Genomic DNA, 19,597 nt, shown 5'->3' with positions numbered 1-19,597 from the left:
GCGCCGTGCGGGAGCGATCCCGCACGGCCCTTCTTCCCTTCGGCCGAACTCCTCAAGGGGAGCGGACGGCGAAGGACGACATGGTAATTCGCGAGGAGGAGACGCAAATGAGCCTGGAAGAGGTCAGTCATCGCCACGATGACAGCGCCAAGCTGAAGGAGGCGAACCGCGTACCCGCGGGTGCCCCGATCCTCGAACTCAAGGGATTGCAGAAGAATTACGGATATGTGCAGGCGCTGAAGCCGGCAACTGTCACCTTTCTTGCCGGAGAGATCCACGCGATCGTCGGCGAAAACGGCGCCGGCAAGTCGACGCTGATCAAGCTTCTGACCGGCGTCATCACCCGCACGGCCGGCGAAATCCACTGGTGCGGACACCCGGTCGCGCTGGCGACGCCCAACGAGGCGATCGCGCGCGGCATCAACGCAGTGCACCAGGAAGTGGTTCTGTGTCCGCATCTCAGCGTGGCGGCCAATCTTTTCCTCGGCGACGAGGTCAACCAATTCGGCCTAATGCGCAAGCGCGAGATGGAGAAGATGGCGCAGGCCGTTCTCAACGATCTCGGCTTCGGCCTGCCGGCCGGCGTTCCGCTTAGCGATCTCACGATCGGCCAGCAGCAGCTGGTTGCGACCGCGCGCGCGGCCATGCGCGGCACGCAGTTCCTGATCTTCGACGAGCCGACCGCTTATCTGACGCGCCAGGAATCGGCGCAGCTCTTCAAGCTCATCCGACGCCTGCAGAGCGAAGGTGTCACGATCGTCTACATCAGCCACCGCATGGAAGAAGTCTTCGAGCTGGCGGACCGCGTCTCGGTTCTGCGCGACGGCACCCATGTCGGAACGCGCATTATCGGCGAGACCAACGAGAACGAGCTGATCGCGCTGATGATCAACCGTTCGATCGAGCAGATCTATCACAAGGAAGAGATTGCGATCGGTGAGACCATCGTCGATGTGCGCGGCTTGTCCGGACCGGGCTTCGAGAACGTGTCGCTTTCGGTGAAAGCGGGACAGATCGTCGGCCTCTACGGCTTGATCGGCGCCGGGCGCAGCGAGTTCGCGCTCGGGCTATACGGCCGCGAGAAGACCACGGCCGGCGAAATCCACTGGATGGGCAAGAAGGTCAACATCAAGGACGAGCGCACAGCGATGGAGCTCGGTATCGCGCTGGCGCCGGAAAGTCGCCGCGACCAGGGCCTTTGCCTCAACCTGCCGATCGGCCTCAACATCAACCTGCCGGTCTTCAAGCGGCTGAGCAAGGGCCCCGTCATCAGCCACAGCGAGGAGACGCAGAACGCCGACCAGCAGATCCGCGACCTCGCGATCAAGACGCCCAGCCGGCGGGTGCTGGTGTCGGCGATGTCTGGTGGCAACCAGCAGAAGGTCGTCATCGGCAAGTGGCTGAGCCATGGGGCGCGGCTCTTCATCTTCGACGAACCGACCGTCGGCGTCGATGTCGGCACCAAGGCTGAAATCTACCGTCTGTTCGCCAAGCTTCTGAAGCAGGGCGCGGGGATCATTCTGATCTCCTCCTACCTGCCCGAGGTCTACGAACTGGCGGACCGGCTGCATGTGTTCCGCAGCGGCCAGCTCGTGGCCAGCCACGACTTCCACGCCGCCACGCATGAAGAAGTGCTGAGCGAAGCGATCGGCGTCTAAAAGAACAAGAGGGAGAGAGAAAAATGACCGTAACCCCCACCGAGATCGCCGCGCCACCGCCGCGCCGCAAGGTCAACATCCTGTTCGGCCTGACCCTGATCGGTCTTCTGGCCTTCCTGTGGATCCTGCTCGGCGTCGTCACCGCCAGCTTCTGGACGCCGCTCAATATCTCCAACCTGCTGCGCCAGGGCGCGATGACGGCGATCTTGGCGCTTGGCCAGACCTTCGTGATCATCACGGCCGGCATCGACCTTTCCGTCGGCGCGATTGTGGGCTTCTGTACGGTTATCCTGGCATGGTTGCTGCAGGCGGGCTTCCCGGTCTGGGCAGCGATCCTGATCACGCTTTTGATCGGCGTCGGCATCGGGGTGTTTCATGGCTTCGGCATCGTCAAGATGGGTCTGCCGCCCTTCATCATCACGCTGGCGACGCTGACGTCGCTGCGTGGCATCGGGCTTCTGATCACCAACGGCTCGACCATCAACATCGTCAACGAGCCCTTCACGAACTTCGCCCGCGCCGACTTCCTCGGCGTCCCGAGCCTGTTCTGGATGGTCGTGCTGGTCGCGATCCCCTCGTACATCTTCCTGCATCTCAGCCGCTGGGGCCGCTATCTCTTCGCGGTCGGCTCCAATCGCGAGGCAGCGCGCCTCTCGGGTGTCCGGGTCAATGCCATCATTTACATGGCCTACATCCTGTCGGCGACCTTCGCAGCCTTTGTCGGCGTGTTGCTCGCATCGCGTATCGCCATCGGCAACGCCACGCAGGCGGACGGTTGGGAACTGCAGGCAATCGCCTCGTCGGTCATCGGCGGCACCTCGCTGTTCGGCGCGGTCGGCTCCGTGCATGGTCCGCTGATCGGCGCCTTTATCCTGGCGACGATCAACAACGGCGCGAACCTGCTCAACGTCAACTCGTTCTGGCAGCGCATCATCACCGGCCTGCTGATCATCGTGATCGTCTACTTCGATCAGCTGCGCCGTCGCCGCAGCTCCTAAATGCCAATATTGGGGGCCGGCCACTCGCCGGCTTCCTTTCAATCGAATGCAGGAACCATCATGAAAGCCGTGCTTTGCCAACAACCGGGCGTTCTCGAGATCGTCGAGCGCCCCTCTCCCGGCACGCCTGAAGCCGGCTGGGCGCGGCTTGCCGTCAGTCATGTCGGCATCTGCGGCACCGACTATCACATCTTCGAGGGCAAGCATCCGTTTCTCGAATATCCGCGGGTGATGGGCCACGAGATCTCGGCAACCGTGGTGGAAACCGGTGTCGGCGTCGAGATCGCCGTTGGAACGCCTGTGATCGTCAACCCGTATATCTCCTGCGGCCGATGCGTCGCGTGCCGCAAGGACAAGGCGAATTGCTGCACCGACATCAAGGTCCTCGGCGTCCACACCGATGGGGCATTCTGCGAGGAGATCACGGTACCGGCGGGCAATCTCTATGCGGCGCAGGGGCTGAGCCTGGAAGCGGCGGCGACCGTGGAATTCCTGGCGATCGGGGCGCATGCCGTGCGTCGCTCGCTTTCGCCCACAGGCTCGCGCGCGCTCGTGATCGGCGCAGGCCCGATCGGCCTTGGGGCCGCGATCTTTTCGCGGATCGCCGGCCATAAGGTGACCTTGCTCGACACCAGTGCGGAGCGGCTGGAGATGGCCGCCGAGCGTTTCGGATTTACGTCAGGTATCGTCGCCAATGATGCAACGCTTGATGCGGTGAAGGCGAGGACCGGCGGGGATGGTTTCGACGTCGTTTTCGACGCGACCGGCTATGGCCCCTCGATGGAGAAGGCGTTCCAGTTCGTCGCGCATGGCGGCGCGCTGGTTCTGGTCAGCGTCGTGAAGGATGATATCCGCTTCTCCGACCCCGAGTTTCACAAGCGCGAAATGATGGTGATCGGTAGCCGAAACGCCACGCGGATCGACTTCGAGCACGTGGCGGCCTCGATCGCCAATGGCCTCGTGCCGGTGGATCGGTTGATCACCCACCGCACGACGCTCGCCGATGCGCCGCGCGATCTGGCGCGTTGGGCGCATGAAAAGAGCGGCCTGATCAAGGCCGTGATCAAGGTCGGCTAAAGACTGTCGATCGCCTCGCGCATCTGGCGCACGATGGACGCGTCCGTTCGGTTGGGCGACGCCGCCTCGAAGCCGAAGGCGACCGCGCGGGGATCAACGCTTGCAACGGGCGAGCTGCAGGAGCCGTGAATTTCGCGGGCACCCGTGGCGCGCAGGATCTGCGGCGCGTTGGCGGGGCGCACGCCGCTGCCCGGCATGATCGAGATCCGCCCGGCTGCCTTCTTCGTCAGCCGCGCCAATGTCTCCAGGCCATCGATGGCCTTGGGGATGCAGCCGGAGGTGAGGATGCGCTCGCAGCCGAGTTCGACGGCCTGCTCCAACGCGGCATCGGGATCGGGGACGAGATCGAAGGCGCGGTGCAGCGTCGAGCCGAGCCCTGCGGCGTGTGCCTTCAAGCGTCGCAGCAGCGGCATGTCGAGCGTGCCATCTGCAAGGTTTGCCCCAATGACCACACCGGCGAGGCCGAAGGCCCTGACGGCATCGATATCCGCCATCATCGCCGCTTCATCGCCGCTGTCGAACACGAAGGGGCCGGCATGCGGGCGGATCATCGCGTAGACGGGGATGGGGGCGGCAGCCGCCGCTTTCATCATGCCGGCGACGGGCGTCAGTCCGCCAATCTCAAGCGCCGAGCACAGTTCGATACGATCAGCGCCGCCTTCGATGGCCGCCGCCAGACCGCGCGGGCTATCCACGCATACCTCAAGCAAGATTGTCACGCTTTCCTCCCTCGTCATCTCATGATCGTCCAAGCCTGAGCCTTTCCTTCCGGTTAGCATCGCAGCATCGGATTTGCGAGCTGAGACTGGAATGCGATCGGCCACCGATCGATTGGACAGTGTCGTGAACAGTATTTTCGCAATCGCATCGATTTTTCAATCGTGCACACTATGTCAGTTACGCATTGGATCGGTCGCCGACAGTCCGCTGTCTTCGCCGGGGAGTTTCGAGCGGTTCGCCTTGCGCCAAGGCTTTCCGCGCCTTTGAAGGAATAAGGGGATGGTCATGCTGAAAAGAATAGCCCTTGCCGTATCGCTCTGCGCCCTGACGGCAGGTGCGGTGCAGGCCGCGGATGTCGTGGTGTCGTCGAAGATCGACACGGAGGGCACGCTGCTCGGCAACGTGATCGCGCTGGCGCTCAACGCCAACGGCATCAAGACGAAGGACCGCATCGCGCTCGGCGCCACGCCCGTGCTGCGCAAGGCGATCACCGCAGGCGAGATCGACATCTATCCCGAATACACAGGCAATGCCGGCTTCTTCTTCAACAAGCCCGACGATGCGGCCTGGAAGAATATCCAGCAGGGCTACGACATGGCCAAGAAGCTGGATTACGACGCCAACAAGATCGTTTGGCTGACGCCCTCGCCCGCCAACAACACATGGGCGATCGCCGTGCGCAACGACGTTGCCGGGAAAAACAACCTGAAGAGCATGTCCGATTTCGGCAAGTGGGTCGCCGGTGGCGGCGAAGCGAAGCTCGTGGCCTCGGCGGAATTCGTCAACACCGCCGGCGCACTGCCGGCGTTCCAGACGACCTACGGCTTCACGCTGAAGCCGGAGCAGGAAATCGTGCTCTCGGGCGGTGATACCGCCGCCACGATCAAGGCCGCAGCAGACCAGACGAACGGCGCCAATTCCGCGATGGTCTACGGCACGGATGGCGCGATCGAGGCCGCCGAGCTTACCGTCCTCGAAGACGACAAGAGCGTGCAGCAGGTCTATGCGCCGACGCCGATCATCCGCGAGGAGGTGCTGAAGGCCAACCCGAAGATCGAAGAAATCCTGGCGCCGATCTTCAAGAGCCTGACGGCCGACGAGCTGCGCAAGCTGAACGGCAAGATCCAGGTCGATGGCGAGCCGGCGAAGAGCGTTGCCGAGGCCTACCTGAAGGAAAAAGGCTTCCTGAAGTAATCGCCGACGCTCCGTATCCAGCGATGGATGCGGAGCCGTTTTCCTTCCAGGCTGGGATGGATCGATGGAAGAAACCTTAGCGGTCCGCAGACTGGACCGGCTCGGCGTCGTTCTCGTCGTCGCGGGCGTCGCGGCGGCGGCATTGCTGCCATTCATCTATGTGAAGGCGAACCGCATCGCATCGGGCAAGCCGATATTGCTGATGCAGCTTCTGGACCAGCCCTCCGCCATCATCCTCACCCTGCTCCTCGTTTTCTCGGCCTGCGCGGTGCTGTTTCTCGAAAACGCCTATGCGCGGCTTGCGATCTCGACGCTCTGTCTGGCGGCATTGCTGGCGGCGATCGGCTTCGTGGCGACGTCCTTTACGCCAGAGGGCAGCACGGCGGCGCGCATGACGCCGGGCGGCGGCTTCTGGGTGCTGCTTGCGGTTACATCGCTGATCATATCGGATGCGCTGGTGAAGGTGCGGCTGAAGCCGTGGATGCGGGTCGCGGCGCTCATCGCCTATGCGTGTCTGCTCGGCATTTTTCTATGGTCGGGGCTGCTCGACAGTCTCTCGATCATGCGCGAATTCGCCAATCGCGGCGACCAGTTCTGGGCCGAGGCATGGACGCATGTGCAGTTGGCCTTCGGGTCGCTGGCGATCTCGGTGGCGATCGGGCTGCCGCTTGGCATCGTCTGCTTCTGGGTGCCCAAGCTCCGGGCTGCGCTCTTGCAGGGGCTGAGCCTGATCCAGACGATCCCGAGCCTCGCGCTCTTCGGCCTTTTAATGTTGCCGCTCGGTTATCTCGCGGCGCATGTGCCGCTGGCGGCGGCGATCGGGATCAGCGGCATCGGCGCGGCACCCGCGCTAATCGCGCTGGTGCTCTATTCGCTGCTGCCGATCGTGGCCAATACCGTTGTCGGCCTCGAGGGCGTCGACCCCGCCGTGCGCGACGCAGCCGCCGGCATGGGGCTCACCCGTCGGCAGATTCTTACCGGCATCGACCTGCCGCTGGCGCTGCCGGTCATCCTCACGGGCATTCGCATCGTGCTGGTGCAGGCAATCGGGCTGGTGACGGTGGCGGCGCTGATCGGCGGTGGCGGGTTCGGCGTCTTCATCTTCCAGGGGCTAGGCCAGACGGCCATGGACCTCGTTCTTCTCGGCGCCGTGCCGACCGTCATCTTCGCCTTCTCTTCGGCCGTCATTCTCGATGCGGTCGCCGACAGCATACGGGGACCTGCCGCATGAGCATGATCGACATCCGCAACGTCACCAAGCGCTACGGCGATACGACCGTGGTCGACAATGTGTCGATGGCGGTCGAGAAGGGAGAGATCACCGTCATCGTCGGAACTTCGGGGTCCGGCAAGTCGACGCTGATCCGGATGATCAACCGGCTGGTGCCGATGACGTCTGGCGAAATCCGCGTCGGCGGGCGCAACGTGGCCGATGTGCCTGAGACGGAACTGCGTCGCAATATCGGCTACGTGATCCAGGGCAACGGCCTCTTTCCGCACCGCACAGTGGCGCAGAACATCGCGACGGTGCCGCAGCTGCTCAGCTGGGAGCGCGGCAGGATCGACGCCCGCGTCGATGAACTGCTCGGCCTCTTCAATCTCGACCCCAAATCCTTCGCCAAGAAATACCCGCATCAGCTTTCCGGCGGCGAACAGCAGCGCGTCGGCGTTGCGCGAGCGCTGGCGGCGGGGCCGGAGGTGCTGATCATGGACGAACCCTTCGGCGCGCTCGATCCCGTCATTCGCGGCAAGGCGCAGGACGATCTTCTGGCGATCCAGAAGCAGTTCGGCACGACCATCATTCTCGTTACCCACGACATGGACGAAGCCTTCCACCTCGGCAACCGGATCGCGGTGATGCGCGGCGGCAGGCTGCTGCAATATTCGACGCCGGAAAAGATCATCACCGAGCCCGCCGACCCCTTCGTGCAGCAGTTGACGGGAACGACCGACCGGGCGCTGAAGCGCATGTCGCTGCTGCCGCTGACATCGGGCATGGCGCCGGCCAAGGCCGGGCTCGACCATGGCTTGCCGCAATCGCTCAGCCTGCGCGACGCACTGGCCGAAATGATCTGGCAGGGGATCGACGAAGCCGCCGTTGAGAACGAGAAGAAGGCGGCGATCGGGTCGATCTCGATGTCTCACCTCCTGGAGCTGGGCCGTAAGGAATGAAGCTCCTCACCGCCAACCTCTTCCGCGTCGCGGCGCTGGCGCTGCTCCTGATCCTGTTGTTCCGGACGGAGTGGCTGTCCTTCCTGCTGACGCCGCTCACCAAGAACAACGCGCCGGCCGTATACACGCAAAGCAGCCTGCCGCTTCTGGCGCTCGGGCATCTGCAGCTGGTGCTGATCTCGATTGTCGGGAGCGCCGTGGTCGCCATTCTGGGCGGGGTCTTCGTGACGCGGCGGAGCGGCGCCGATTTCCTGCCGCTGTCGCGCGCCATCGCCAATGCCGGACAGACCTTTCCGCCGGTCGCGGTGCTGGCGCTGGCAGTGCCGGCCATGGGCTTCGGCGCCGGGCCGACGCTGGTGGCGCTGTTTCTCTACGGGCTGCTGCCGATCTTCGAAAACACCATTTCCGGCCTGCGGCAAGTCTCCCCCGCCGTGCTCGATGCCGCCGACGGCATGGGCATGAACCCGACGCAGCGGCTGTTTCAAGTGGAGCTGCCGCTGGCGCTGCCGCTGATCATCGAGGGCGTGAAGGTGGCGACCGTGATCAATATCGGAACGGCCACGATCGGCTCGACGGTGGCGGCCAAGGGGCTGGGGGAAGTGATCATCGCCGGGCTGATATCTGATAACACCGCCTTCATCCTGCAGGGCGGCCTGATCGTCGGGCTTATGGCGCTGTTGATTTATGATGCGGTGGGATTGGTGGAAAGCGCGATGACGCGAAGAATGGGCTTGCGCACCGCCTAAGGCAGCAGCTACCAAAGCGGCCTGATACGCACGATGGAGGCAGCCTTGGCCAAGATGATTCACTCGATGATCCGCGTTCTCGACGAAGCGCGCTCGGTCGAATTCTACGGCAAGGTCTTCGGGCTCGAGGTCGCCGACCGCATCGATTTCGACACCTTCACGCTGATCTATCTCAGCAACCGCGAGACCGGCTTCGAGCTGGAGTTGACCATCAACAAGGGCCGCGTTGAACCCTATAATCTCGGCGACGGCTACGGGCATCTGGCGGTGTCGGTCGACGAGGTCGCGGTCGAGCACAAGCGGCTGACGGAAGCCGGGCTCAATCCCGGCAAGCTTGTGGAACTCAACCGCGACGGCAAGCTGCTTGCCCTGTTCTTCTTCATCACCGATCCCGACGGCTACAAGATCGAAGTCCTGCAGCGCCACGGCCGCTACCTCTAAGAGAACCCGATGATTTCCAAGACAGACCTGCATACCGGCTGGACCCTCAACTGCAACGTTGCAGGAAAGCCTAATCTGCCGAAAACGGTGCCGGCGCATGTGCCCGGATGCGTGCATCTGGACCTGCTGGCAAGCCGGCTGATCCCCGACCCCTATGTGGACGTCAACGAGATCACCAATGACTGGATCGGCCGCGAGGACTGGACCTACAGTTGCCGCTTCGACGCATCGCCCGATGCCGATCTCGTGCAGGAGCTTGTCTTCGACGGGCTGGATACGGCGGCGACGATCTCGCTCAATGGCGAAGAGATCGGCCAGACGTTCAACATGCACCGCACCTACCGCTTCGCCGTTTCCGATCGGCTGAAGGCAGAGGGCAACGAGCTGGTCGTGACCTTCCGCTCGGCCTATGCCTATGGCGCGGAGATGGAAGCGCATTACGGCTACCGGCCGAACAACTATCCCGGCCCCGGCAACCTGATGCGCAAGATGGCCTGCAATTTCGGCTGGGACTGGGGACCGACGCTGGTGACGGCGGGGATATGGAAGCCGGTGCGGCTGGAGCGCTGGGCGAAGGCGCGGCTGGCCGAAACGCTGGTCTCGGCGACGCTTGCCGGTGGAGACGGGTTGGTGACTGTGCGGGCAAAGATCGCGCGCGCGGGTGACGCCGGCGACTGCCGCATCACGGCCAGCATCGGAGGCGTCACGCATAGCGAGATCGTCGAGACCGGGACCGACGAGGTCCGCTTCCAGGTGCGCGTGCCTTCGCCGCAAATCTGGTGGCCGCATCATCTCGGCGCGCAGCCGCTTTATCCGCTGCAAATCGAACTGCGCGACGGCGAGAGCGGTGAGTTGCTCGACGATTACGCCAAACAGATCGGCTTCCGCTCGGTGCGGCTCGACACCTCCGCGGACGAGCATGGCTCGGCCTTCACCTTCGTGATCAACGATGTGCCGCTGTTTCTCTGCGGCGCCAACTGGATCCCCGACGATTGCTTCCCATCGCGGGTCACGGCCGAGCGCTATGCTTCGCGGATCGACGAGGCGAAGGCCGCCAACATCAACCTTTTGCGGGTATGGGGCGGCGGTATCTTCGAGCGGGATGAATTCTACGAGGAGTGCGACCGCGTGGGCATGCTGGTGTGGCAGGATTTCCTGTTTGCCTGCGCCTCCTATCCCGAGGAAGAGCCGCTCCGTGGCGAGGTCGAGGCGGAGGTGCGCGACAACGTCGCGCGGCTGATGCCGCATCCCTCGCTGATCGTCTGGAACGGCAACAACGAGAATATCTGGGGCTTCGACGAGTGGGGCTGGCGGCCGATCATCAAGGAGGGCGAGAGCTGGGGGCTCGGCTACTATCTCGATATCCTGCCGGGGCTCTGCGCCGAGCTCGATCCCGAGCGACCCTACTACCCCGGCAGCCCCTATTCAGGCACGATGGAGATCGAGCCGAATGCAGATGCGCATGGGTGCAAGCACATCTGGGATGTGTGGAACGACGTGGGCTACGAGGTCTACCGCAACTATATCCCGCGCTTCTGCTCCGAATTCGGCTGGCAGGCGCCGCCCAACTGGGCGACGCTGGAAGAGAGCGTGCACGACGCGCCGCTGACGCCCGTCTCCAACGGCGTCTTCCATCATCAGAAGGCCACGCAAGGCAACGACAAACTGATCCGTGGGCTGGCCGGCCATCTGCCCGAGCCACTGACGATGGACGACTGGCATTTCGCCACGCAGCTGAACCAGGCGCGCGCCATCCGCTTCGCGGTCGAGCACATGCGCTCGCACCGCGACATCTGCAAGGGCGCGGTCGTCTGGCAGTTCAACGATTGCTGGCCGGTGACCTCCTGGGCGGCGCTGGATTCGGCCGGGCGGCGCAAGCCGCTGTGGTACGCGATGCGCCAGGCTTTCGATCCCCGGCTTCTGACGATCCAGCCGCGCGAAGGCGGGCTCGCCGCCGTTGCCGTCAACGAGCGGACGCTGTTCTGGCGGGCGAAGATTTCGGGCAAGCGGCTGCGGCTCGATGGAACCGTGCTTACCGAGTTCGAATTCTGGCGGCTGCTTTGCGACCGGTTCGAGGCGAAGGCATTCACGCTGCCTCGGGATATCGCGACCGCAGACGATCCAAACAACGAAGTGGTTGTCGTCGACATGCTGGACCGGCGGGCGTTTCACTATTTCGTCGAGGATATCGACCTCAAGCTGCCGAAGCCGGAGATGAGGATCGAGGTCAGCAAGCGGGAGGGCGGTTACGCGGTCGCGGTGACCGCCGTCAGCCTGCTGAAGGATCTCTGCCTGATGGCTGATCGGCTCGATCCGGATGCGGTGGTGGATACGATGCTGATCACGCTTCTGCCGGGCGAGACGCATGTGTTCGAGGTGGATACGCAGGCGGCGATCGGTGTGGCCGATATCGTGGTGGGGACGGTGCTGCGCTCGGCCAACGATCTCGTGTCCGCGGGTTGAACTAGGCCGGCGTAACTCATGCAAAAACCTCCGACTTTCGCCGGAGGTTTTTGTGGCCGTCGGTGGGTCCCGCACGCGGCGGGACCCTTCCTTTCCGGCCTCGCGGGAGACTTACATCCAGTAGGGCGGCACGCCGTAGTAATCGTAGACCCGGCGGCCGTTATCGTTGTACCAGGTGTCGTCATCATCCGCGTAGCTTGGCGCGCCTTCGATCTGTTCTTTGGTCAGATCGATGCGGTAGCCATCCAGCTGCGTATCGTAGGACAGCTTATCCCAGGGCAGCGGGTAGTGATCGTGACCGATGCCCATGAAGCCGCCGAAGCTCAGCACGGCATAAGCGACGCGGCCATCTCTCTTGCCGAGGATCAGGCGCTCGATCGAGCCGATGTGCTTGCCATCGGCGCCGTAGACGCGGGTGCCTTCCACACGGTCGCTGGCGATCAGCGAGTGCGTATCCTTGACGTTCGGGTCACGGAGGGTCTTGTCGTTGTCCTGTTGCAGCATGTCTCTACTCCCTTTCGGTTGGTTCCTCGTGCCTGGCGTTGTTCCTCGTGCCAAGCGTGTGAATTGAAAACGTCGCCCGCTGCCCGTTGTTCCCGAATTTGATCCGCAATTTTGGCGGGCGCCGCAATATTGACGTTTACGTCAAGGTTATTGTAGCCTGATGCTGCTTGAACCATTCGAGCAATGACATAAGCTGCCGTATTGGAGGATGGAGGATCATCCAATAGTTTCGACGGGCGCCCCGCCGGCAGCGACAGGGAGAGAGACACGATGAACAGCATTTCCGCCCATCCTGGCGGTGACAGGCCCGACAAGCCGTGGCTTGCCACCTATCCGGCGATCGTACCGGCCGAGCTTCCGGCGCTGGAATACGAATCACTGGCGGAGCTGCTTGAGAAATCCTGCGCGCGCTATGCCGACCGCATCGCCTTTTCCAGCATGGGCAAGACGCTCACCTACCGCCAGCTGGAAAGCCAGACGCGCAAGGTCGCGGCATGGCTGCAGGCAAGCGGACTGCAGAAGGGCGATCGCGTCGCGGTGATGATGCCGAACGTGCTGCAGAACCCGATCGCCGTCTATGGCATCCTGCGCGCCGGGCTCGTGGTGGTGAACGTCAACCCGCTCTATACGCCGCGCGAACTGGAGCATCAGCTGCGCGATGCCGGCGCCAAGGCGATCTTCGTTCTGGAAAACTTCGCCCATACCGTTCAGCAGGTGCTCGGCCATACCGATGTGCGCCATGTGGTCGTCACGTCGCTCGGCGAAATGCTGGGCACCAAGGGGCTGATCGTCAATCTTCTCGTGCGCAAGGTGAAGAAGCTCGTTCCCGCCTGGTCGATCCCCCGACACAAGACATTCAAGCAGGTGCTTGGTGAGGGTGACGGCGCGACGCTGAAGCCATCAGGTCTTGTCGGCAGCGATATCGCCTTCCTGCAATATACCGGCGGGACGACTGGCATCGCCAAGGGTGCGGTGCTCACGCACAAGAACCTGTTGTCGAACAAGCTGCAGCTGGAACTCTGGCTGAAATCCGCCTTCGAGAAGCGCCAGCGGCCGGATGTGCTAAACTTTCTCTGCGCGCTGCCGCTCTACCATATCTTCGCGCTGACGGTGAACTCGCTGATGGGCATGTCGCTTGGCGCCCATAATATTCTCGTCGCCAATCCGCGCGACATCCCTGCCCTCGTGCGCGAATTCTCGAAATCCAACGTCCACGTCTTCCCCGGGCTCAACACGCTGTTCAACGCGCTGATGAACAACCCGGAATTCGCCAAGGTCGATTTCTCCTCGCTGGTGATTTCACTGGGTGGCGGCATGGCCGTGCAGCGGCCGGTGGCCGAGCGCTGGCTGACGATCACCGGCAATCACATCACCGAGGGATACGGGCTTTCCGAGACGTCGCCCGTCGCCACCGCCAACCGCTTCGATTCGCCCGAGTTCACCGGCGCGATCGGCCTGCCGATCTCCTCCACGGATCTCGATATCCGCAACGAGGACGGCGCATCGCTGCCGCTCGGCGAAGTTGGCGAGATCTGCATTCGCGGGCCGCAGGTGATGGCCGGATACTGGAACAAGCCGGATGAGACGGCGCGCGCCATGACCCCCGACGGCTATTTCCGCACCGGCGACATGGGCTTCATGGATGCCCGCGGCTACACCAAGATCGTCGACCGCAAGAAGGACATGATCCTAGTCTCCGGCTTCAACGTCTATCCGAACGAGATCGAGGAAGTGGCGGCGATGCACCCGGGCATCCTGGAGGCTGCCGCCGTCGGTGTTGCGGACGGGCATTCCGGCGAGGCGGTGAAGCTCTTCGTGGTGCGCAAGGATCCCAACCTGACCGAGGCGGATGTGAAGGCGCACTGCGTGGCCAACCTCACCAACTACAAGCGGCCGCGCTTCATCGAGTTCCGCACCGAACTGCCGAAATCGCCGGTCGGCAAGATCCTGCGCAAGGATCTGCGCGCGTAATATTTTCGCAATTGAGCACAACCCAAAACTGTGCTGCTATCGCCTTGTTTTGAGGCAGAAGCAGCACAGGCCGCGGCGACGCGGCCTATCGGCGAGGATGGGCCGCGCCGACTTCGGCAAGAGCCTTGCCATCAGAACGGGAGGTGATGATATGTGGTTTCGACCGCTTAGCATCACGCTTACGGTAAGGAGAACCCGGACAAGCTGGTCAATCAGCGTCCGGGTCGCATTCCATACCTAAGTAAGCGCAGCAGGTGGAGTTACAGCTCCGCCTGCAACCTCTCCAATATAGCCTGACAGCGCTGCCGCATCAAGCGCGACGTGCGCACCCTTTTTATGAATAATTTCAGACATAACTTGATTTGCACCCGGTAAAGCGAATAGTTTCCGCGACCCTCACGCCCTGCAAAGGAGCCTCCCATGAATGCCATCGTCGACCAACTGAAAAGCACCGCGGCTGCCACCAAGGCCACCGATATCCGTGCTGCCTTCGCGGCCGATCCGAAACGCTTTTCGCGCTTCACCGCCTCGCTCGACGACCTCCTGATGGATTTCTCGAAGACGGCCGTGAACGACGAAGTGCTGGCCCTTCTGGTCAAGCTCGCCGAAACCGGCGGTGTCGAGGCCAAGCGCGACGAGATGTTCTCGGGCAAGGCGATCAACTTCACCGAAAACCGCGCCGTGCTGCACACGGCCCTTCGCAACCGCTCGAACACCCCGGTTCTCGTCGATGGCAAGGACGTGATGCCTGACGTCAATGGCGTGCTCGCCGCCATGGGCAAGTTTGCCGACGGCATTCGCTCGGGCGCGCTGAAGGGCGCGACCGGCAAGAAGATCACCGACGTCATCAACATCGGCATCGGCGGCTCCGACCTCGGCCCCGTGATGGCGACGCTGGCGCTGGCGCCTTATCACGACGGCCCGCGCGCGCATTTCGTTTCCAACATCGACGGCGCGCATATCGCCGACATCCTGAAGCTGGTGCAGCCGGAAACGACACTCTTCATCGTCGCATCCAAGACCTTCACCACCATCGAGACGATGACGAACGCCCAGACGGCGCGCAAGTTCGTTGCCGACGCGCTCGGTGAAGCCGCCATTCAGCATCACTTCGCAGCCGTTTCGACGGCGCTCGACAAGGTTGCCGCCTTCGGCATCGAGAGCGAGCGCGTGTTCGGCTTCTGGGATTGGGTCGGCGGTCGCTACTCGATCTGGTCGGCCATCGGCCTGCCGCTGATGATCGCTGTCGGTCCTGAGAACTTCGGCAAGTTCCTCGATGGCGCGCACTCGATCGACAACCACTTCCGCACGGCGCCGATCGCCAAGAACCTGCCGATCCTGCTCGGCCTGATCGGCTTCTACAATCGTAACGTTCTCGGCTACGCCACCCGCGCGATCCTGCCCTACGATCAGCGCCTGTCGCGCTTCCCTGCTTACCTGCAGCAGCTCGACATGGAATCGAACGGCAAGGGCGTCACGATCGACGGCACGCCGGTCGAAGGCAATTCCGGCCCTGTCGTCTGGGGCGAGCCCGGCACCAACGGCCAGCACGCCTTCTACCAGCTGATCCACCAGGGCACGAGCGTGATCCCGGCCGAGTTCATGATCGCCGCCAACGGCTTCGAGCCGGAGCTGCGCCACCAGCACCAGCTTTTGATGGCAAACTGCATCGCGCAGTCGGAAGCGCTGATGAAGGGCCGCACCTTCGAGGAAGCCAAGAAGCAGCTGACCGACAAGGGCATGGACGACAAGCAGGCCGATTTCATCGCGCCGCACCGCGTCTTCACCGGCAACCGCCCGTCGATCACCTTCGTTTACGACAAGCTGACGCCGTTCGCATTTGGTCGCCTCGTGGCGCTCTACGAGCACCGCGTCTTTGTCGAAGGCGTGCTGTTCCGCATCAACTCCTTCGACCAGTGGGGCGTCGAGCTCGGCAAGGAGCTGGCGACCGGCCTGCTGCCCGTCATCGAAGGCAAGGAAAGCGCTGCCGGCCACGATTCGTCGACGCAGGGCCTCGTTGCCGAACTGGCGAAGCTCGCGAAGTAACGAGCGCAACGTTCAAAAGACGCTCCCGTGGTGACCGCCGCGGGAGCGTTTTCTATTTGGTTGAGATGACTGCCCTCAGGACCACCCTTTTTGGCGGTCAGGGCCTGGCGCCCTTGCTTGAAGGTACGGTGCTCGCGGCCTGCTTGACCTGCGAGCCCGGCTGCGAGGCGACTGCCGGAGCGGACTTGTCTTTCTTCGGCTTGCGCGCTTCACGCGTGCCGCGGAGTTGACCCTTTGCCATTTCAAGCTCCCTGGTTGGGCCACATCAAAGGATGTGACGCCAAACAGCAGGCGCGCTTATGCGGCAAAATGCAAATCCATTCTCACCTGCAACGCCCTAGCGGGCGAACTTCTTGGCGCCGGCGACGCAGCCGACGATGGCGATGGTGACGACGAGCATGATCGGGCTCACCTGCTCATGCAGCAGCGTTGCCGCCAGGAGCAGGCCGAAGAAGGGCTGCAGCAGCTGCAACTGGCCGACACCGGCAATGCCGCCCTGCGCGAGGCCGCGATACCAGAAGAAGAAGCCGATCAGCATGCTGAACAGCGAGACATAGACGAGGCCCGCCCAGGCCGGTGTTTCGATCGCCGCGAAGGACGGCGGCAGATTGAAGAGCGCAAGCGCGAGCATGACGGGCAGCGAGAGAACCAGCGCCCAGGAGATGACCTGCCAGCCGCCGAGCCTGCGCGACAACTTGGCGCCCTCGGCATAGCCCAGCCCACAGGCGATGATGGCGGCGAGCATCAGGAGATCGCCGAGCGGGGCCGCGGTCACGCCTTGCGACAGGGCAAAGCCTGCGACCAGCGCGCTCCCCACGCAGGAGAATATCCAGAAGGCCGGCTGCGGACGCTCGCCGCCCCTGATGACGCCGAAGATCGCGGTCGAAAGCGGCAGCAGGCCGATGAAGACGATGGAGTGCGCCGAGGTGATGTGGGTGAGCGCCAGTGCGGTCAGCAGCGGAAAGCCGATGACGACGCCGAAGGCGACGATAACAAGCGACAGAAGATCGCTGGCCGCCGGCCGCTTTTCGCGAAACAGTACGAGCAGCGCCAGTGCGATCAGCCCGGCGATCGCCGCGCGGGCGACGGTCAGGAACACGGGATCGAACCCCATCACCGCCATGCGCGTCGCGGGCAGCGAGCCGCTGAAGATCAAGACACCGATAAAACCATTCAACCAACCGGCCGCCGTGCGGTCCATGGCACACTCCTTCACGATCAATAGCCATCTTATGATCCCTCGTGGCGTGGCCATGCCAGCTACGGTATGGTACGGTTCTGCCAAACTGTTATGCATCGGAGAGCAGTACGGATGGCTGACAATGTGATCGTCGGGACGACCCGCGTGGCGACGGTGATGAACACGATCAAGCAACGCATCGCCGGCCGCAGCCTGACGGCGGGGGCGAAGCTGCCTTCGGTGCGGGCGCTTGCGGGGTCGCTGAAGATTTCGACCTCGACCGTGGTCGAGGCCTATGAGCGGCTGGTCGCCGAGGGCGCGATCCTGTCGCGGCCGGGTTCCGGCTTCTACGTCGCAAACCAGGCGGCCCCCTTCGCGCTGTCTGAAGTCGGGCCACGGCTCGATCGCGAAATCGATCCGTTCTGGGTGTCGCGCCAGTCTCTCGAGGCGGGCGATATCGGGCTGAAGCCGGGCTGCGGCTGGCTGCCGCCCGCGTGGCTTCCCGAGGATGGCGTTCGACGCGCCGTGCGGGCGCTGGCGCGCGCCGATGGGCCGGTGCTGCTTGCATACGGATCGCCGCTCGGATTGCCGCCGCTCAGGCAGCTGATCGCGCGGCGTATGGCCGACAAGGGGATCGGCGCCTCGCCCGACCAGATCATCCTCACGGAATCAGGCATTCAGGCGATCGACCTGCTCTGCCGTTTTCTGATCGAGCCCGGCGATACCGTGATGGTCGACGATCCCTGCTATTTCAATTTCCACGCGCTGCTTCGCGCCCACCGCGCCAAGATTGTCAGCGTGCCTTATACGCCCTCCGGCCCCGATATCGAGGTCTTCGCCCGCGTGGTGGCCGAGCACCGGCCGAAGCTCTACGTGACCAATTCGGCGCTGCATAACCCGACCGGGGCGATCCTCTCGCCGGTGACGGCGCATCGGGTGCTGAAGATCGCCGAACAATTCGACCTGACGATCATCGAGGACGATATCTTTGCCGATTTCGAGCACGTCACGGCGCCGCGGCTCGCCGCCTTCGACGGGCTGGATCGCGTCATCCATATCGGCAGTTTCTCGAAGACGCTGTCGGCCTCGGCGCGCTGCGGCTTCATCGCCGCCAAGCCGGAGTGGATCGGCGGGCTGACGGATCTGAAGATCGCCACCTCGTTCGGCGGCGGGCGGCATGCGGCGCAGCTGGTCTTGAGCGTGCTCAGCGACGGGAGCTATCGCAAGCATATCGAGACACTGCGCAGCCGGCTATCGAAGACGATGTTCGAGGTCTCGGCCAAGCTCAAGAACCTCGGCATCGTGCCCTGGCTTGAGCCGCAGGCGGGGATGTTTCTGTGGTGCCGGCTGCCTGATGGCATCGACGCCGCCGATGTGGCGCGAGCGGCACTGGAGCGGGACGTGGTGCTGGCGCCGGGCAATGCGTTCAGCCTGTCGCAGACGGCGACGGACTTCATGCGGTTCAATGTTTCGCAGACGGAAGACCCGAAGGTCTTCGAAGTACTTCGCGAGGCCATGTGGGCGGCGCGAGGGAAAGCTTAGGTCGGGCGGCGCGGTGACTATTTCGGAGGAGGTGTCGAGATGGGGCCGCGTTATCCGTCTAGAGAGAATGAGGGATTGGGAGGATCGACATGACAGACGACGAGCTGGAGCGATTTGCAGCGCAGGGAGCGGAGGCGCTGCCTGACGGTGACGACGGGGTGGTTACGCATGACGGCGCCGATATCTGGTACAGCGCCTATGGTTCCGGGCCGGCTGTGATCCTGCTGCATGGCGGGCTTGGGAACAGCGGCAACTGGGGCTATCAGGTGCCGGCGCTGCTGCGATCAGGGCGGCGCGTGGTGGTGATCGACAGCCGTGGACACGGCCGCAGCACGCGGGATGAAAAGCCCTACACATACGAGCTGATGGCATCGGACGTGCTTGCGGTGATGAATCATCTGGAGATCGAGAAGGCAGCGCTTGTCGGCTGGAGCGATGGGGCGTGCACGGCGCTCATTCTCGCCGACAAGCACCCCGAGCGCGTCAACGGCGTGTTCTTCTTCGCCTGCAGCATGGATCCGTCGGGCGTAAAGCCCTTCGTGCCGACGCCGGTCATTGACCGCTGCTTCAATAGGCATCGGATGGATTACGAGGCGCTGTCGCCGACGCCGGACCAGTTCGACCGCTTCGTCGAGGATGTGAGCCTGATGATGTCGACCGAGCCGAATTATTCGGCCGCCGACCTGAACCGCATCCGCGTGCCGGTGGCGGTGGTGCTCGGCGACAAGGACGAGTTCATCAAGCCGGAGCATGCCGCGCATCTGGTGCGCAGCATTCCCGGCGCGACATTCGTTCCGCTTGAAGGCGTCAGCCACTTCGCGCCGCTGCAGCGGCCCGATGACTTCAATCGGACCGTGCTCGCGTTTCTTGACCAATTGGTGTGAG

At 63.4% G+C, this 19,597-nt stretch carries 17 protein-coding genes; 13 read left to right on the top strand and 4 right to left on the bottom strand.

The genetic code is table 11. The features are described from left to right. The first annotated feature begins 107 nt into the window (after positions 1 to 107). From D460_RS0109400 to D460_RS0109390, 3 genes are read left to right on the top strand one after another with little or no spacing between them, the layout of a single operon-like run. The gene (locus D460_RS0109400) at positions 108 to 1,658 is read left to right on the top strand and encodes a sugar ABC transporter ATP-binding protein (protein ID WP_018898289.1); all 1,551 of its coding nucleotides are present in this window, start codon (positions 108 to 110) and stop codon (positions 1,656 to 1,658) included. Positions 1,659 to 1,681: 23 nt separating this feature from the next. Next, positions 1,682 to 2,656 (top strand): ABC transporter permease, encoded by a 975-nt coding sequence (locus D460_RS0109395; RefSeq protein ID WP_018898288.1) that lies wholly within the window; start codon positions 1,682 to 1,684, stop codon positions 2,654 to 2,656. A gap of 60 nt (positions 2,657 to 2,716) precedes the next feature. Next, entirely contained in the window at positions 2,717 to 3,733 is a 1,017-nt protein-coding gene (locus tag D460_RS0109390) for a zinc-binding alcohol dehydrogenase family protein (protein WP_018898287.1), read from the top strand. On the opposite strand, the gene D460_RS0109385 is transcribed toward D460_RS0109390, so the two are convergent. Further along, the gene (locus tag D460_RS0109385) at positions 3,730 to 4,452 is read right to left on the bottom strand and encodes a copper homeostasis protein CutC (RefSeq protein ID WP_026282964.1); all 723 of its coding nucleotides are present in this window, start codon (positions 4,450 to 4,452) and stop codon (positions 3,730 to 3,732) included. The genes D460_RS0109390 and D460_RS0109385 overlap by 4 nt on opposite strands. 286 nt (positions 4,453 to 4,738) lie before the next feature. On the opposite strand from D460_RS0109385, the gene D460_RS0109380 reads away from it, so the two are divergent. The 6 genes from D460_RS0109380 (at position 4,739) to D460_RS0109355 (ending at position 11,469) form a co-directional block, all read left to right on the top strand. Then, entirely contained in the window at positions 4,739 to 5,647 is a 909-nt protein-coding gene (locus D460_RS0109380; RefSeq protein ID WP_026282963.1) for an ABC transporter substrate-binding protein, read from the top strand. Between the two features lie 64 nt (positions 5,648 to 5,711). Next, positions 5,712 to 6,878, top strand: a complete 1,167-nt coding sequence (locus D460_RS0109375) for an ABC transporter permease (RefSeq protein WP_018898284.1) — start codon at positions 5,712 to 5,714, stop codon at positions 6,876 to 6,878. After that, positions 6,875 to 7,819, top strand: a complete 945-nt coding sequence (locus D460_RS0109370; protein WP_018898283.1) for an ABC transporter ATP-binding protein — start codon at positions 6,875 to 6,877, stop codon at positions 7,817 to 7,819. Before D460_RS0109375 ends, D460_RS0109370 begins: the two co-directional genes overlap by 4 nt. Further along, positions 7,816 to 8,565 carry an ABC transporter permease gene (locus D460_RS0109365; RefSeq protein ID WP_018898282.1) on the top strand — a complete coding sequence of 250 codons (750 nt, stop codon included), beginning with the start codon at positions 7,816 to 7,818 and terminating at the stop codon, positions 8,563 to 8,565. The genes D460_RS0109370 and D460_RS0109365 overlap by 4 nt, the downstream gene beginning before the upstream one ends. 45 nt (positions 8,566 to 8,610) lie before the next feature. Continuing rightward, on the top strand, positions 8,611 to 9,006 hold the full coding sequence (locus D460_RS0109360) for a VOC family protein (RefSeq protein ID WP_026282962.1): 396 nt from the start codon (positions 8,611 to 8,613) through the stop codon (positions 9,004 to 9,006). A gap of 9 nt (positions 9,007 to 9,015) precedes the next feature. Further along, positions 9,016 to 11,469 carry a glycoside hydrolase family 2 protein gene (locus D460_RS0109355; RefSeq protein ID WP_018898280.1) on the top strand — a complete coding sequence of 818 codons (2,454 nt, stop codon included), beginning with the start codon at positions 9,016 to 9,018 and terminating at the stop codon, positions 11,467 to 11,469. A 111-nt stretch (positions 11,470 to 11,580) separates the two neighbouring features. Here the strand turns inward: D460_RS0109355 and D460_RS0109350 are convergent, their stop codons facing one another. Continuing rightward, entirely contained in the window at positions 11,581 to 11,973 is a 393-nt protein-coding gene (locus D460_RS0109350; protein WP_018898279.1) for a PRC-barrel domain-containing protein, read from the bottom strand. 270 nt (positions 11,974 to 12,243) lie between these two features. Between D460_RS0109350 and D460_RS0109345 the strand changes: the two genes are divergently transcribed. Next, a complete protein-coding gene (locus D460_RS0109345; RefSeq protein ID WP_018898278.1) occupies positions 12,244 to 13,944 on the top strand; it encodes a long-chain fatty acid--CoA ligase in 1,701 nt (566 codons plus the stop codon). A 420-nt stretch (positions 13,945 to 14,364) separates the two neighbouring features. After that, the gene (pgi, locus tag D460_RS0109335) at positions 14,365 to 15,990 is read left to right on the top strand and encodes a glucose-6-phosphate isomerase (RefSeq protein ID WP_018898277.1); all 1,626 of its coding nucleotides are present in this window, start codon (positions 14,365 to 14,367) and stop codon (positions 15,988 to 15,990) included. 97 nt (positions 15,991 to 16,087) lie between these two features. On the opposite strand, the gene D460_RS36360 is transcribed toward pgi, so the two are convergent. Next, positions 16,088 to 16,231 carry a hypothetical protein gene (locus D460_RS36360; RefSeq protein WP_018898276.1) on the bottom strand — a complete coding sequence of 48 codons (144 nt, stop codon included), beginning with the start codon at positions 16,229 to 16,231 and terminating at the stop codon, positions 16,088 to 16,090. A gap of 96 nt (positions 16,232 to 16,327) precedes the next feature. Next, positions 16,328 to 17,191 carry a DMT family transporter gene (locus D460_RS0109325; RefSeq protein WP_018898275.1) on the bottom strand — a complete coding sequence of 288 codons (864 nt, stop codon included), beginning with the start codon at positions 17,189 to 17,191 and terminating at the stop codon, positions 16,328 to 16,330. Between the two features lie 90 nt (positions 17,192 to 17,281). On the opposite strand from D460_RS0109325, the gene D460_RS0109320 reads away from it, so the two are divergent. Together D460_RS0109320 and D460_RS0109315 are read left to right on the top strand one after the other, a co-directional pair. Next, a complete protein-coding gene (locus tag D460_RS0109320; protein WP_026282961.1) occupies positions 17,282 to 18,712 on the top strand; it encodes a PLP-dependent aminotransferase family protein in 1,431 nt (476 codons plus the stop codon). A gap of 83 nt (positions 18,713 to 18,795) precedes the next feature. Next, the gene (locus D460_RS0109315) at positions 18,796 to 19,596 is read left to right on the top strand and encodes an alpha/beta hydrolase (RefSeq protein ID WP_026282960.1); all 801 of its coding nucleotides are present in this window, start codon (positions 18,796 to 18,798) and stop codon (positions 19,594 to 19,596) included. Position 19,597: the final 1 nt, after the last annotated feature.

The sequence above is a fragment of the Rhizobium sp. 2MFCol3.1 genome (assembly GCF_000377565.1).
Classification (GTDB): domain Bacteria; phylum Pseudomonadota; class Alphaproteobacteria; order Rhizobiales; family Rhizobiaceae; genus Rhizobium.
This window is presented reverse-complemented; position numbering and strand designations above follow the sequence as displayed.